At 38.5% G+C, this 14,949-nt stretch carries 12 protein-coding genes and 1 tRNA gene; 12 read left to right on the forward strand and 1 reads right to left on the reverse strand.

Annotated features, from left to right (window positions below; all coding sequences use genetic code 11):
- Positions 1–117: 117 nt before the first annotated feature.
- Entirely contained in the window at positions 118–918 is an 801-nt protein-coding gene (locus tag RV13_RS08100) for a DUF1803 domain-containing protein (RefSeq protein WP_060789290.1), read from the forward strand.
- A gap of 4 nt (positions 919–922) precedes the next feature.
- Positions 923–1,786: an alpha/beta hydrolase gene (locus RV13_RS08105; protein WP_010744663.1), complete on the forward strand. Its 864-nt coding sequence runs from the start codon at positions 923–925 to the stop codon at positions 1,784–1,786.
- Positions 1,787–1,788: 2 nt separating this feature from the next.
- On the opposite strand, the gene RV13_RS08110 is transcribed toward RV13_RS08105, so the two are convergent.
- Positions 1,789–2,343 carry a DUF2179 domain-containing protein gene (locus RV13_RS08110; RefSeq protein ID WP_010744664.1) on the reverse strand — a complete coding sequence of 185 codons (555 nt, stop codon included), beginning with the start codon at positions 2,341–2,343 and terminating at the stop codon, positions 1,789–1,791.
- A 424-nt stretch (positions 2,344–2,767) separates the two neighbouring features.
- On the opposite strand from RV13_RS08110, the gene glgB reads away from it, so the two are divergent.
- The 10 genes from glgB (at position 2,768) to RV13_RS08160 (ending at position 14,889) form a co-directional block, all read left to right on the forward strand.
- Entirely contained in the window at positions 2,768–4,669 is a 1,902-nt protein-coding gene (gene glgB / locus RV13_RS08115) for a 1,4-alpha-glucan branching protein GlgB (protein WP_010744665.1), read from the forward strand.
- Between the two features lie 38 nt (positions 4,670–4,707).
- Complete coding sequence (locus RV13_RS08120; RefSeq protein ID WP_035016523.1) at positions 4,708–5,853, forward strand: glucose-1-phosphate adenylyltransferase; 1,146 nt, start codon at positions 4,708–4,710, stop codon at positions 5,851–5,853.
- Entirely contained in the window at positions 5,840–6,988 is a 1,149-nt protein-coding gene (gene glgD / locus RV13_RS08125; protein ID WP_010744667.1) for a glucose-1-phosphate adenylyltransferase subunit GlgD, read from the forward strand. The genes RV13_RS08120 and glgD overlap by 14 nt, the downstream gene beginning before the upstream one ends.
- A gap of 2 nt (positions 6,989–6,990) precedes the next feature.
- Positions 6,991–8,418: a glycogen synthase GlgA gene (gene glgA, locus RV13_RS08130; protein WP_010744668.1), complete on the forward strand. Its 1,428-nt coding sequence runs from the start codon at positions 6,991–6,993 to the stop codon at positions 8,416–8,418.
- A gap of 132 nt (positions 8,419–8,550) precedes the next feature.
- On the forward strand, positions 8,551–10,989 hold the full coding sequence (locus RV13_RS08135; protein ID WP_010744669.1) for a glycogen/starch/alpha-glucan phosphorylase: 2,439 nt from the start codon (positions 8,551–8,553) through the stop codon (positions 10,987–10,989).
- A complete protein-coding gene (locus RV13_RS08140) occupies positions 10,970–12,802 on the forward strand; it encodes a glycoside hydrolase family 13 protein (RefSeq protein WP_010744670.1) in 1,833 nt (610 codons plus the stop codon). Before RV13_RS08135 ends, RV13_RS08140 begins: the two co-directional genes overlap by 20 nt.
- Positions 12,803–12,900: 98 nt before the next feature.
- A complete protein-coding gene (locus tag RV13_RS08145; RefSeq protein ID WP_010744671.1) occupies positions 12,901–13,506 on the forward strand; it encodes a hypothetical protein in 606 nt (201 codons plus the stop codon).
- Between the two features lie 62 nt (positions 13,507–13,568).
- Complete coding sequence (locus RV13_RS08150; RefSeq protein ID WP_010744672.1) at positions 13,569–13,754, forward strand: hypothetical protein; 186 nt, start codon at positions 13,569–13,571, stop codon at positions 13,752–13,754.
- Between the two features lie 45 nt (positions 13,755–13,799).
- A tRNA-Leu gene (locus tag RV13_RS08155) sits at positions 13,800–13,883 on the forward strand.
- A 181-nt stretch (positions 13,884–14,064) separates the two neighbouring features.
- Positions 14,065–14,889: a helix-turn-helix domain-containing protein gene (locus RV13_RS08160; protein WP_010744673.1), complete on the forward strand. Its 825-nt coding sequence runs from the start codon at positions 14,065–14,067 to the stop codon at positions 14,887–14,889.
- The last annotated feature ends 60 nt before the right edge of the window (positions 14,890–14,949 follow it).

Consider the following 14,949-nt stretch of genomic DNA (forward strand, 5'->3'; position numbering starts at 1 on the left):
AAGGATTATAATACGAAGGGACATGAACTGTTTTCCTTTAATTCGGTCTAAAACAATCGCAATAGGCAGTCCATTTGTTGAAATCTTAAAAATTCTCTAACTAGAAAGGACAGTGCGATGAACATCTATACACGGGATAAAAAAATTCAACAAGAATTAAAACGTCAGGATATTCAAAACCTCTTAAACTATTTCCAACAATTGCAAGAGCCTGTAATCTTACGTGACATTCGAAAAGAATTCTCTGGCGCAAAGCGTTTAGATAAGGACTTAGATTTTTTGATTGCTAATAGTATTATCTCTCGCGAAGATCGACGGTATCAATTGTCATTAGCTCCACTAAAAGAATATCCAACCACTGAAAAGGTCGAAAGGGTCATAGAAAAGATGGCTGGTAGATACTCTATTGAAGAATTACTGGTTTGGCTAGAGGAGGTGCTTTGGCTTGACGACATCAATGAGATAATCGCCATTGACTATGATTTGCCGACACTGAATCGATTAGAAACCGATAGCTTTCAGCTGGTGACAATCAATCATCGAGAAAAGTTATCGGAAACGTTACCGAACTATTTTAGCAACGTGGATCAACCGGATAAGTTTCCCAAACTAGCGCCGTTACTTGGTGATGTGAATACTGAATTTTTTAGTAATCAAATTGAGTTGGTTCTTGAACGAGTGCTGTTAAGGAAAAAGCCTAAGAGAACATCGATTTTTTTAGATAGCTTGGTTGAGACGAAAGTAGTTGTCGCTGAGCCAGAATGGCAAGTAGCAATTCCATGCGTTGATCGAACACAGCTGGCAGATATTGAAATAGAGATGAATAAGAAAGAACAATTCTTTTTCGGGCGACAACTGGCGGAACAACTATTAAAAGGAAAAGAAAGTTTTACGTATATGATAAAAAAGAAGGCATAATAGCATGCAGCGAATAATCAAAGGGATCATATTGGTGGTTAGTTTTTTATTAGTTTTTGGAGGGGTTTATTATGCAAAAGTGCGCTACTTCAGTCCTGGGACACTAGTGAAACAAAAGGCTATTCATTATTCTAATGTTCCTACTGTTTTTATCCACGGGTATGAAGGAAATTCATTTTCCTTTGGCCCGCTACTGCGACGGATTGAACGTGAGAATGTTGCAAAACGTGAAATGACGATCGTAGTTCAAGCAGATGGTAAATTGTCTGTTGAAGGTGAACTAAAAAGCCGAAATGACAATCCAACTATTATGGTGCTTTTTGCCAAAGATGTTACGGATGAAATCACTCAAAGTGAATGGATCAGCAAAGTAATGCATTATTTGTATGAACAAGGCGTCACGCGGGTTAATTTAGTCAGCCATTCTATGGGCGGTGTTTCTTCGTTACGTTATTTGCTGGAATACACAGGGAATAAAACACCAACAACTGAAAAGTTTGTCGCAGTTGCTGCGCCCTTTAATGATTTAGAAATTGCTGAGGACACGGAAGAGATTTTTGCTTATGAGTTAACAGAAGAGGGGCCAAGCGGTGAAACACCGATCTATCAGTATTTTGATAGAGCAATGAATCAATTGCCCTCGAATATTCGTGTTTTGGCTGTTGCCGGGGATTTAAACGACGGGACAGAAAGTGATGGGTCCGTATCGACTCATAGCGCTTTTGCCTTACGCACATTGTTTCAAAAGCACGCTAAGGGCTATCAGGAGCTTACCGTTAAAGGAAAAAGCGGTGGACACTCTTCAATCACTAAAAGTGCAAAATTAGAAGAAAAATTAATCCAATTTCTTTGGAAAGAAACAGCTTGACGCTAAGGCTTCAAGCTGTTTTTTTGACGTTTTCGTACTTTTTTAGTCCAAAACCCTCCAGAGATATATTTGGGTTCATAAGAAATAATGAAGGCTCGACTTTCGATTTCCTTGATAAGGGTGTAAAGTGTGCGCTCAGTTTTACGTGGAGATAAAATTTCTAACACCATTCGTCCACCCTCTAAACCTTCGCCATATGATTGGGTGACTCCATAGCCATTTTGTCTCAGAATGCGAGGAAGACTGGCTTCTTGATCTGTATTTGTTGGTAATATCACGGTTACCATCATATATCCAAGAGCCAATTTGTCTTCAATTTTTATCCCAACACTAATCCCAATCGCGTAACCTAAAGCATAAGTCAGGAGATTGATCGGATTATCTAAACGATCCAATACCATTGAAAGTCCAAGTATATAGATTGTAATCTCAACCATGCTCATTAAGGGCGCTAAAATGCGATAGCCTTTCATTGTAAGCATAAAACGGAGAGTATTCAGTGTAACGTAACAAAAATTGATAAGAAAGATCATCGCAAGCATTTTTATATCAATCATTATGTAATCGCCTTCTTTCTGTGATTTTTACCCATATAGGTGTTTTTAGTGTGCGTTTTGTCCTATTCTCATCAGCCTAACGATTATTTTGTCAAAAGGCAAATAAAAGGAAAAAAGGATAAAAAGATTTCATGTTTATTTGTCAAAAAAACAGATTAAACAAATAATAATTGTTATTTATTGACGAAAAACTGATTTATTTTAAAGAAATGAAATTTTTACCTTCTATTTTAATTCTTATTATAATATAATGTTAGGTAGGGGCATTTAATAATGTAAAGGAAAATATGTAAAACGCTTGATACGTTATTTTAAAAAGGTTTGTGTTATTATAATAGAACAAGCTGTGTTTTTATTATTAAACTTTGCACATTAAAATGTAATATAGGGACGCGTTGTCGTTCATTCGAAAAAGGTGGTTCTCATGGAAAATACTAAACAAGTGGCAAAGCAACAAGTTGAAGATGCGAAGAGAACATTTTTGTCTGGAGAAAATTTTTATGCACAACATTTATTGGGTGCACATCAAGTAAAGGAAGGATTCGTTTTCCGAGTTTGGGCTCCCAATGCGCTTGCTGTGTCTCTCGTTGGCGATTTCAATGATTGGCAGGATTCGCCAATGGAGAAGGATGAAGTTAGCGGGATTTGGCAAGTACAATCGGATACTGCAAAAGAAGGAGACCTTTATAAATTTAAGGTTAAGCAAGCCAATGGTCGGGAAATCTTGAAAATAGATCCTTTCGCTGTCCGATTTGAAAAAAGACCTGGCGATGCCGCAGAATTATATAGCTTTCCTGAAAAAAAATGGAAAGATGGCTTATGGCGCGGACGCAATAAACGAACTAATGCGTTTAAGCGACCATTAAATATCTATGAAATGCATGCTAGCTCATGGAAACATCATGAAGATGGAACGCCCTACAGTTTTGCTGAGTTAAAAGAAGAATTAGTCCCTTATCTGGTAGAAATGAATTATACCCATGTTGAATTTATGCCGTTGATGGAGCATCCATTAGGTCGTTCGTGGGGCTATCAATTAATCGGTTATTTTGCACTGAGCTCTTATTATGGGACGCCGGCGGAGTTTCAGGATTTTGTTGAAGCTTGTCATTTGAATAATATCGGAGTTTTTGTGGATTGGGTTCCGGGTCATTATTGTATTAATGATGATACATTGCCTTATTATGATGGGACACCGCAGTTTGAGTACGAAGATCCTGATCGGGCGAAGAACAATCGTTGGGGATCTATTAATTTTGATTTGGGAAAACCACAAGTTCAAAGCTTTTTGATTTCTAGTGCGATGTTTTGGATTGAAATGTTCCATATTGATGGTATCCGAGTCGATGCCGTTTCTAGTATGATTTATCGCGACTATGATGATGGACCGTGGACGCCAAATCATGAGGGAGGCAATCGAAACTTTGAAGGGTATTATTTCTTACAAAAACTGAATGCTGTCATCAAATTGGCTCACCCGAATGTCTTAATGATCGCAGAGGAGAGCTCATCCGAAACACCTGTGACCGGTATGATCGAAAGTGGCTCATTAGGTTTTGATTTTAAATGGAACATGGGATGGATGAACGATGTCTTACGTTTTTATGAGATGGATCCTGTTTTTCGGAAAGACAATTTCAATTTGGTCACTTTTTCGTTTATGTATATGATGCAGGAGAATTTTATTTTGCCACTGTCACATGATGAAGTTGTTCACGGGAAAAAGAGTCTTATGCATAAAATGTGGGGAGATCGGTACAAACAGTTCGCGCAGTTGAGAAACCTGTACACTTATTTTATGACTCATCCAGGAAAAAAATTATTGTTTATGGGTAGTGAATGGGGTCAGTTTCTAGAGTGGAAGTTTGATGAGGGACTTGAATGGAGGGATTTGAATGATTCAATGAACCATTCGATGCAGCATTTTACTGCAGAATTGAATGATTTCTATAAAAATCAAACAGCCTTGTGGGAGCTAGAGGATTCCTATGACACGATCGAAATTATTGATGCGGATAATACGGGAGAATCAATTTTGTCCTTTATGCGAAAAGGAAAACGTAAAAAAGATTTCTTAATTGTCATTTTAAATATGACTCCAGTAGAACGCCGAGATTTTCATATAGGTGTGCCTTATCCGGGAACTTATAAAGAGGTTTGGAACACGGAGATGAAAGAATTTGGCGGAACATGGACAAAGCATAATGAGGATTGTCAAAGCGAACCAATTGAATTTAAGGAGTACGGCCAGTTGATCAGAACAACTGTCCCTGCTTTAGGTGCCATCATATTGAAACCAGAAAAAATCAACACACGCAAGAAATAGAGGGGAGGTCGATGGAGGAAAGTCCTTCATCAAATAAAATGAAAACAGAAATTTTAGCAATGATTTTAGCCGGCGGGAAAGGTTCTCGTCTAGGTAAACTAACACAAAAAATTGCAAAACCTGCTGTCCCTTTTGGCGGTCGCTATCGAATTATTGATTTTACGTTGAGTAATTGCATTAATTCAGGTATCAACAATGTAGGAGTAGTAACGCAGTATCAGCCTTTAGCGTTAAATAATCATATTGGGAATGGTTCTAGCTGGGGCTTTGATGGTCTAAACTCAGGAGTAACAATTCTACAGCCATATTCTAGCAATGATGGGAGTAAATGGTTTGAAGGAACGGCTCATGCAATCTACCAAAATATGGACTACATCGATCAAATGGATCCTCAGTATGTTTTAGTCCTATCTGGTGATCATATCTATAAGATGGACTATGAAGCGATGCTTGAAGACCATAAAGCGAACAATGCTTCACTAACAGTTGCCGTAATTGAGGTCCCTATTGAAGAAGCTTCTCGTTTCGGAATCATGAATACTGATGAAAATGATCGAATTATTGAGTTTGAAGAAAAACCAGAAGAACCAAAGAGCAACTTAGCTTCAATGGGTATTTACATCTTTAACTGGAGTCGCTTGCGCAGTGTATTGCTAAACAGTTATAAAAAGGATGATCAAATGCTAGACTTCGGTAAGCATGTAATTCCTGCCTACTTAGAAAGTGGAGAGAATGTCTTTGCGTATCGCTTTGACGGTTACTGGAAAGATGTTGGTACAATCGATTCTCTTTGGGAAGCTAGTATGGAGTTTATTGATCCTGAGCATAGCTTGAATATCCGTGATAAAAACTGGCGGATTTTAGCGAAAAATACCATTTCACCGCCACATTTTTTAACTGAAAATGCTGATGTAAAAAATTCATTAGTGGTGGATGGCTGTTATGTCGCTGGTCACGTAGAACATAGTATTTTATCTGATGATGTTCAGGTAAAAGAAGGTGCAAAGGTAGTCGATAGTGTCGTCATGCCAGGTGCAACGATTGGTAAAAATGTGCAAATCACTAAAGCGATTATTGGAGAGAACGCCATCATTGGTGACGATGCGGTCGTTGATGGATCAGAAGAGATTGCTGTAGTAGGCTATTCAGAAGTGATTGGAGTGTTGACAAGTGAGAGCGAATAAAATGTGCGCCATTTTGGGGAACGTATATGAGTGCCCAGAATTATTACCTTTAACTGAAAAGAGACCGTTGGCAACATTGCCTTTTGATTGCAAGTACCGTCTGATTGACTTTAATCTGTCAAATGCAATCAATGCGAATATCAAATCTGTATACATGGTCTTTAACCAAGGGACGACCAAATCTGTTTTTGACCATATTGGCGGAGGACGCGAGTGGCATCTTGATAGTGTAGACAGCCGTTACTTTATCCATTTTTATCAAGATTTCTTGAAAAAGAAAGCAGAAGGCCGGCCCTATTTTGAGTCAGTCATTGACTATTTGAATAAATCAAAATCTGAATATACAGTCTTTATGGGAAATCGTATGCTATGTAATATTGATTTAGAGGCTGTTTTAAAAATTCATCAACAAAGTGACAGTGTAATGACTGTTGTTTATAAAAAAATGCCGAAGGAACAAATTTATCGGCAGGATGAAATTTTAGAAGTGGATGAACACGGCATAATTGCAGGCCATCATAACTTTTTAGAAGAAAAAACCAACGAGGAAGTGCTGAACCTGGGCATGAAAATATTTATTTGTCGTACAGATTGGTTAATCAATGCCTTGCAGGAAGGGCAAAATCTAGGCGGTCCAGTAGCATTGGTGGATTTCTTAACTTTAGCGATGAATCAAGTGAAGACAAATGCGTATGAATATACTGGCTTCTTAAGTAACATTTTTGATATTAAGTCATATTATGATGCGAATATGGCTATGTTAGATCCTAAAAAGTTTACTTCTCTATTGTATTCTAAACAAAAGATCTATACGAAATTGAAGAATGAAGTGGCCACCTATTATTCTCCAACTTCTGAAGTAAAGAATAGTCAATTCGCTACAGGCTGTCTGGTTGATGGGAAAGCTCATGGTTCCCTTTTCTCAAGAAGTGTCATAATTGAAAAAGGTGCTGAAGTTGAGGATTCGATTATCATGGCAAGCTGTAGTATACGTGAAAACGCATATATTAAGCATGCGATTCTAGATAAAAATGTTGTAGTGGAACCAGGAATTAAAATTATCGGCTCTGCTGAACAACCAGTTGTCATCAAGAAAAATACACATGTGATCAGTGATGTTTATGGAGGCGAATAAAGGTGAAGACATTATTTGTAGCAGCAGAATGTGCACCCTTTTTTAAAACTGGAGGATTGGGTGACGTTGCGGGCGCTTTACCTAAAGCCTTAAAGGAAAAGGGAACAGATATAAGAGTGGTCCTACCATTTTTCACAAAGATGCCAGAACGTTTTAAGGAGCAATTAGAGGATCTATTTTCTTTCGATGTCTATGTTGGTTGGCGCAAACAGTATTGCGGAGTAAAGCATCTCCGAATGAATGAGATTGATTACTACTTTTTAGACAATCTCTATTACTTCAATCGGCCAGAATTGTATGGTTATTATGATGATGGGGAACGTTTCGCTTTTTATCAGCAAGCGGTCATTGAACTAATGGAAAAAATCGATTTTATTCCTGATGTCATGCACTTGAATGATTATCATACCTCCTTCATCCCCTTTTTGTTAAAGGAAAAATATCGTTGGATTAAAAATTTTGATCAAATTCGTACTGTTTTGACTATTCATAATATTGAATTTCAGGGACAATATGACCGTGAAGTTTTATATGATTTATTTGGCATGGGGTGTGAACGTTACGACGATGGAACGATACGTTTCAATGACTGCGTAAACTTTATGAAGGCCGGGATTCTATACGCAGATCGCGTGACTACAGTCAGCCCTTCTTATGCTGAAGAAATAAAAACGGCTGAGTTTGGTGCTGGTTTGGATATCATTTTGCGAATGGAAAGCGGCAAGTTGCATGGAATATTGAATGGGATCGATTATGATGCCTTTAATCCAAAAACTGATCCTGCAATTTTCGCAAATTACGATGCAGCACATCTTGATAGAAAAATAGAAAACAAAGTACAGTTACAAAAAGCCTTGGATTTACCTGTTCGACCGGATGTTCCTGTCATTGGGATTGTCAGTCGTTTAACTTACCAAAAGGGGTTTCATTTACTTCTAGAAGAGATGGAAAACTTAATGCAATTTGATGTACAGTTGGTTTTGATTGGAACAGGGGATCCGAATTTTGAAAATCAGTTCCATTATTATGGCGGAAAATATCCGAATAAAGCAAGCATCCATATTGACTTTGATGTAACATTGGCTCAGAAAGTGTATGCCGGTGTCGATATGTTCTTGATGCCATCAGCCTTTGAACCTTGCGGGCTTTCACAAATGATTTCCATGCGTTATGGTACATTGCCGATTGTCCACGAGATTGGCGGCCTGAAAGACACCGTTCAACCGTACAATCCGATTACAGGTGAAGGGACAGGCTTTGGTTTTAACATTTTTGAACCGTTCTATTTAATGAATGCGTTGAAACAGGCCATTGAACTTTATCAGGATTATCCAGCGGTTTGGCAAGGAATGATGACTGAGGCAATGTCTCGGGACTTCAGTTGGGATGAATCTAGTCAGCAATATTTAGAGTTGTATGAAGGAATATAAGATTCGAAAAGCCAGAATCTAAGCCTTGTGGCGATTGATTTTGGCTTTTTTATCATTAAATTTTCATTTATGATGTATTATATGTAGTATATATAATACATAGCTTAAAAAGTGTAGGTTGGAGATGAGAATATGAACAAAACAGAATTTAAAGAATCATTCAGTCGCCGTCTAGCTGAAAAATTTGCGATGGGTGTTGCGGACGCTTCCCCAGACGAACTTTACCAAACATTGGGTTCATTAATGACTTCGGCATATTCACAAAATTGGCAGCAAACATGGAAAGATTATCGAGAAGCAGATCAAAAACAAGCGTATTATTTTTCTATTGAATTTTTACCAGGAAAAATGTTAAAAAGTAATCTTTTAAACATGGGTTGGTTAGACATGGTCACGGAGGGGCTCGCTGAGTTAAATATTGATTTAGAGGATCTGGCGGAAGTTGAACCAGACATGGCGTTAGGAAATGGCGGGTTAGGTCGTTTGGCTTCTTGCTTTATGGATTCGATTGCTTCCATGGGGCTTCCTGGCAATGGGAATGGAATCCGTTATGAGTATGGTCTTTTTAAACAACGCTTTGTTGACAATTATCAAGTGGAGTTGCCAGATGAATGGCTGCACAAAGGTAATTTGTGGGAAGTTCGAAAAGAGAGTAAAGCGGTAGATGTGCGTATCGGTGGCGATGTATACATGAGTCACGATGAATACGGCAATCTAGTTCCGAATTATCAGGGTGGTATGATGCTTCGAGCGGTCCCTTATGATACCGGGATGCTTGGGTATCAGAATGGTATTGTCAATACCATGCGTTTATGGTCTGTAGAAATATCGCCGGAAGAGGAGGATCGATACCGTAGTATAAAGGATCGTCGTGCTGTGGAGGATCTGACTTCAGTATTGTATCCAGATGATTCTAGTGAAGCCGGAAGAAGACTGCGATTGTCACAGGAGTACTTCTTTGTCTCAGCTGGTGTTCAAAGTATTTTGCGTTACTACAAACAATTGAAGAAACCGATGGACGAAATTAATCAATACATTGCGATTCATATCAATGATACACATCCTGCTATGTGTGTGGCGGAATTTATGCGCCTGCTAGTTGATGAAGAAAAAATGGGCTGGGAACGTGCTTGGAACTTAACTCAAGAGGTGATGAGCTACACGAATCATACGATCATGGCTGAAGCTTTAGAAAAATGGTCGATTGATATGATGAAAAGCGTGTGCCCAAGAATCTATCAGATCATTGAAGAGATCGACCGTCGTTTCGTTGAGGAAATGACCGGCGTGCATGATTTTGATTTGATACAACGAACAAGAATCATTCAATGCGGCCAGGTTCATATGGCCCATCTTGCAATCATAGGCTCGCATTCAACAAATGGTGTGGCGAAATTACACTCCGATCTTCTAAAATCCGTCGTTTTACATGATTTTTATCGATTATATCCAGCTCGATTTAATAACAAGACAAATGGTATCGCTATGCGAAGATGGACGCAATTAGCAAATCCTTCGTTAAGTAAAGTATTGGACGAAACGATTGGTAATACTTGGAGAAAGCAGCCAAGTGACCTGCGTTTACTATTAAATTATGAGGAAGATGACCAGGTGCTTGATAAACTTGCGGCAGCGAAATTGGAAAACAAGCAACGTCTAGCAGACTATATTCAAAAACATTGTGGCGTTGAAGTCAATCCTCATGCGATTTTTGATGTTCAAATCAAACGACTGCATGCTTATAAACGTCAATTACTAAACTTACTTCATATCATTAAGTTGTACTTAGAGTTGAAAGAAAATCCTGAATTACCGATTGAACCTCGCGTGTTTATTTTTGGTGCAAAGGCAGCTCCAAGTTACCATTATGCAAAATCTATTATTAAGGTAATCAATGAAACAGCGAGCTTAATCAACCAAGATACAACAATCAAGGATAAATTAAAGGTCATCTTTTTGGAAAACTATAACGTAAGCTTGGCGGAAAGAATTATTCCAGCAGCAGATGTCAGTGAGCAAATTTCTTTGGCGTCTAAAGAAGCTTCCGGAACTTCAAATATGAAGCTTATGCTGAATGGCGCTGTGACAATCGCGACATTGGATGGCGCAAATGTTGAAATTCGAGATGCTGTTGGAGATGAGAATATTGCTATTTTTGGTTTGACTGAGTCTGAGGTTTATCAATATTACGAGAATAAAAATTATTCATCCGCAGACATTTACCGAGAAAACGCACAGGTACACAAAGTGGTAAAAACTCTAATAGATGGTACGATTCCGAATATTTTTGCAGAGGGACAAGAAATCTTTGATTCCTTGATCAAGTACAATGATGAGTTCTTTGTTTTACGTGACTTTGAAGATTATTGTTTGGCACAAGAAACTGTAAATCAGGCTTATCAAGACAAACGGCGTTGGCGACAAATAAGCTTACGAAATATAGCCAATGCAGGACGCTTTTCTTCAGATAATACCGTTCAGCGTTATGCAGATGACATTTGGCAAATAGAACCCGTTTTTGCTTATGAAGATGATCGAGGTGTGACACAACATGACTCATATTTACTTTAATCCATGGCTGGAACGATACAAACAACCTTTTGGTGCTGTTCAGGAAGGGACGACGGTCAAAATTTGGCTGTCGGTTCCGGAGCAGCAAAATACGAAGGTCTTTTTGATTGTGCGTAAAGAAGGAAGCTCAGTGGGACAAAAAATTTTTCCAATGGAGCCGGCTTCTGAGGATCGATTTCATTTTCAAACGACAATGGATCAGGGCTGGGGTCTGTATTTCTACTATTTTAAAGTCATTCATGAATCAGAAGGTTACGAAACGATTCAATATTATGGATTTAAAGGACATGGCGGCGAAGGAAGAATCTATGGCTCTGAACGAGAAGTCGTGCCTTATCAATTGACGTGCTATCAGAAGCCAGAGGTTGCTCCAAAATGGTATCGAAATGCCGTTTTTTATCAAATTTTTCCTGATCGATTTGCCAATGGAAATCCTGATCGTAAAATCAATCAGCCAAAAAAAAATTCATTTATCTATGCAACTGAAGAAGATGAACCTTTTTATATTAAGAATCAGAAAAATGAGATTGCTCGATGGGATTTTTTTGGTGGGAACTTTAAAGGAATTCAAGAAAAAATTCCTTACTTACAAGAACTTGGGATCACCGCTTTATATTTAAATCCAATCTTTGAGGCGACCTCTAATCACCGCTATGATACGAACGACTATTTCAAGGTGGATAGTGTTTTAGGAACTGAGGAAGATTTTCGTAGTCTGATAGCTGCTTTACACACGGCGGGTATCGCGGTTGTTTTAGATGGAGTATTTTCTCACGTAGGAAAAGACAGTCGGTACTTCAATATTTCTGGTTTATATGGCGATGACACTGGGGCAGCTCGCGATCCTAAGAGTCGCTACTTTGATTGGTTCACATTTAACCACTATCCGGATGATTATAAATCTTGGTGGGGAGTATCCGATCTGCCAGAGGTACGTAAGGATAATCCAAGTTATCAGGAATTCATTTATGGCGATTTAGACAGTGTTCTATCTAAATGGACCTCGATGGGCGTTGACGGCTGGCGGTTGGATGTTGCAGATGAGTTGACTGATGATTTTATTGCTGGTATCCGTAAAAATCTTTTGGCGTATCAAGAAAAGATTCTAATCGGTGAGGTTTGGGAGGATGCATCGAACAAAATTGCCTATGACACTCGACGAAAGTATGTGTTTGGTGATCATTTACAAGGCGTAATGAATTATCCACTCAGACAACAAATTTTAGATTTACTAAATCAATCACGATCATTGCAGGATATTTGCGAAGAGATGATTCGTTACCAAGAGAATTATCCGGCTGATTTTTACTACAATCAGTTGAATAATATTGGCACACACGATACGGAACGAATCTTGACCATGTTAGATGGTTCGGTCGAAGCGATGGATCAGGCTTGGGGATTAATGTTCATGATGCCAGGCATTCCTTGTGTTTATTACGGCGACGAAGCCGGGCTGACCGGCGGGAAGGATCCGGATAATCGTAAGTTTTTCCCGTGGAACAGCATTGATCCTAGATTGTTTAAAAATTGTCAAAAATGGATTGAGCGTAGAAAGAAATATGATGTGCTGAAGCAGGGGCAATTTTTCCCATTCTATTCGCAAACACAGCAAATATTCGGGATCATTCGATACACGGAACAGGCCTATGTCATTTACGCACTCAATTTATCTGATGAGGAACAAAGCCTAAATGTTGGAGAGTTATCAAGTCCACGTGCCTATCAAGGGGATTATGAGGTGTTGGATCGTATCTTAGAGGGCGAGGTACTGGCTCCAAATGGCAGTCTATTTGTGTATGAGGGAAATTAATTTTGGAATGGGAGATTTTCTTATAGGTTAGGAATTTAAAAGCATTTTTTCAGCATTTATGCTAAACTATGCTATATCAGAACGATGAGGATGATTGTATGCAAACGTATAGCAGAAAAAAGAGCCGCTTTCCTGCCTTTGACGATGAAGCAGGTGTGAAATTAGTACAGACGAATCAACGTGTCTTGTTTGATGGACAAGATGACTTAATTACAAGTTATCGCTTAGAGGCAAAGGATATCTTTGACCGACAATTACCAAAGAACAAACGGACGCGACGTGTAAATTTAGATGAAGAGCCACGCAGAGAGCTGGATCATCACAAAGCTCACTTACCGATGTATCAAGGGGATCGAAAAGAATCCAAAAAAGTTAATTTGTTTGAAGAGCGAAAGCCAAAAGAGACGACCAAGCCTAAGTCAACGTTTAATACAAGAAATGGCCGTAGCGCAACACCGTTTTCGCCTAAATTTGTTCCTTCTTCCTTGATTCCTGATGAGCCTGCTGATGCAATCTCACCGAGAGAATTGATGCAGCGGATGGAAAAATCGCGTCAGTCGTATATTCTGTTTGCGCCAGATAATGAAGAAAAGCAACCGGCAATAGACAGAAAGAATTCACGGCAACGTTTGGATCGCTCGTTACGAGGGATTATGCAAGAGGACAATTTTAATATCGAAAATAGCAAGTATTTTCACGATTAGTGCAGAAGGTGCCAATGGGCGTCCTTCTGTTGTTTTTATGAAGATAGGAGAGAACAAGAAACATGAACCCATTCGAGGAAAAAATTCGCCAATTAAGAGCTGGAGAGATTGACAAAATCGAGGTAACACGTGATGAATTTTTCTTATTTCGTGAAGCGTGGATTAAGCAAGAGGATAAAAAATTTTTTAGAGGGATTGCGGGATTGAAGGGAAATATTACTTACGTTTACGACACAACGATTGTATAGGTATTGACTTTTTCATTTTGTATCGCTATCATAAAAAAGAATTCTGCGGTGGTGTTGGAATTGGCAGACAAGCATGACTAAGGATCATGTGAGAGCAATCTCGTGTGGGTTCGAGTCCCATTCGCCGCACTTGGGTGTACCAATGATGGTACATCCTTTTTTTAATGTTAATTTTAAAAAATCCGTTTACATCTGTTCGTTTTAGAGGAAACCTTTGGCGTTTTTCGATCGCAAGAGTTGCTTGTCAATTCGTCATCAGATAAAATAAACTTATTAAAATGTGAATATGCATATTTTGGAGGAAACAGTAATGGAAGCGATTGGTCAAGTCTTAAAAGAGTTCAGAAAAGAACATGGCATGACACAAAAAGATCTTTCTGAAGGAATTTGTTCGCAAAGTGTTTTGAGTCGAATTGAAAACAATGAAGAGATTCCGAATATTTTTGTGATTCAACAATTATGTCATCGACTAGGAATCACGATTGATCAATTGATGCTAGATTTCTTACCGGAAGAATTATTTCTGCGCAAGTATTTTAATAAAATGTTTATGTATTTGCGAACCGGAAAATATTTAGAAATTCGAACGACACTAGAGTATTTGGATGAACGTCAAATCACTCATTTAGATAAAGATAGACAGCTAGCATGCTTTTTTAAAGGCGTTTGTGCGTATTTTATTGATAAAGAACCGGAAGCGGCTTTAGAACAGATTATACAAGGACTTTCGATTTGCGTCTCAAAAAAATATGACGGTTATTTTGATAGTCGAATCTTACTCTTGAGTTTTGCTGGTAAAATGAATTCTGTTTTAGGCAGAGTAAACGAAGCGCAAAATTATTACAATCAAAGCTTTGAGTTATTCCAGACGATGATGGCTGATTATTCTGAACGTAGCGAGCTCAGTAATCTTTTTGTGAACTATGGCACTTTCTTAGTGAAACACGAACGCTTGGACCTTGCTGAAAAAGTCGTTGATATGGGGTTGAAGTGGAATCGGCAGCAATGTAGCTATTACAAGTTGAGAGAACTCTTAGAATTAAAAATTTTGATGCTAGAGGCCCGAGATGAGTTTCACACAGTGATTAATTATAGAAAGATGCTGAGAGCTATCGAAAAGCTAAAAGATTTATAGAATGGTCTACACCATTCTTGACTTATTGGCCATTCAGGAGTAACTTTAAGGTACTAAGAC

Origin of the sequence: Enterococcus raffinosus (assembly GCF_001886185.1) — a bacterium.
GTDB lineage: Bacteria > Bacillota > Bacilli > Lactobacillales > Enterococcaceae > Enterococcus_A > Enterococcus_A raffinosus.

Excerpts from the sequence above, each read along its gene's own strand:
- RV13_RS08160 (WP_010744673.1), top strand. The coding sequence starts at position 14,065 with ATGGAAGCGATTGGTCAAGTCTTAAAAGAGTTCAGAAAAGAACATGGC.
- RV13_RS08105 (WP_010744663.1), top strand. The coding sequence starts at position 923 with ATGCAGCGAATAATCAAAGGGATCATATTGGTGGTTAGTTTTTTATTA.
- glgB (WP_010744665.1), top strand. The coding sequence starts at position 2,768 with ATGGAAAATACTAAACAAGTGGCAAAGCAACAAGTTGAAGATGCGAAG.
- RV13_RS08120 (WP_035016523.1), top strand. The coding sequence starts at position 4,708 with ATGAAAACAGAAATTTTAGCAATGATTTTAGCCGGCGGGAAAGGTTCT.
- RV13_RS08145 (WP_010744671.1), top strand. The coding sequence starts at position 12,901 with ATGCAAACGTATAGCAGAAAAAAGAGCCGCTTTCCTGCCTTTGACGAT.
- RV13_RS08140 (WP_010744670.1), top strand. The coding sequence starts at position 10,970 with ATGACTCATATTTACTTTAATCCATGGCTGGAACGATACAAACAACCT.
- RV13_RS08135 (WP_010744669.1), top strand. The coding sequence starts at position 8,551 with ATGAACAAAACAGAATTTAAAGAATCATTCAGTCGCCGTCTAGCTGAA.
- RV13_RS08150 (WP_010744672.1), top strand. The coding sequence starts at position 13,569 with ATGAACCCATTCGAGGAAAAAATTCGCCAATTAAGAGCTGGAGAGATT.
- RV13_RS08110 (WP_010744664.1), bottom strand. The coding sequence starts at position 2,343 with ATGATTGATATAAAAATGCTTGCGATGATCTTTCTTATCAATTTTTGT.
- RV13_RS08100 (WP_060789290.1), top strand. The coding sequence starts at position 118 with ATGAACATCTATACACGGGATAAAAAAATTCAACAAGAATTAAAACGT.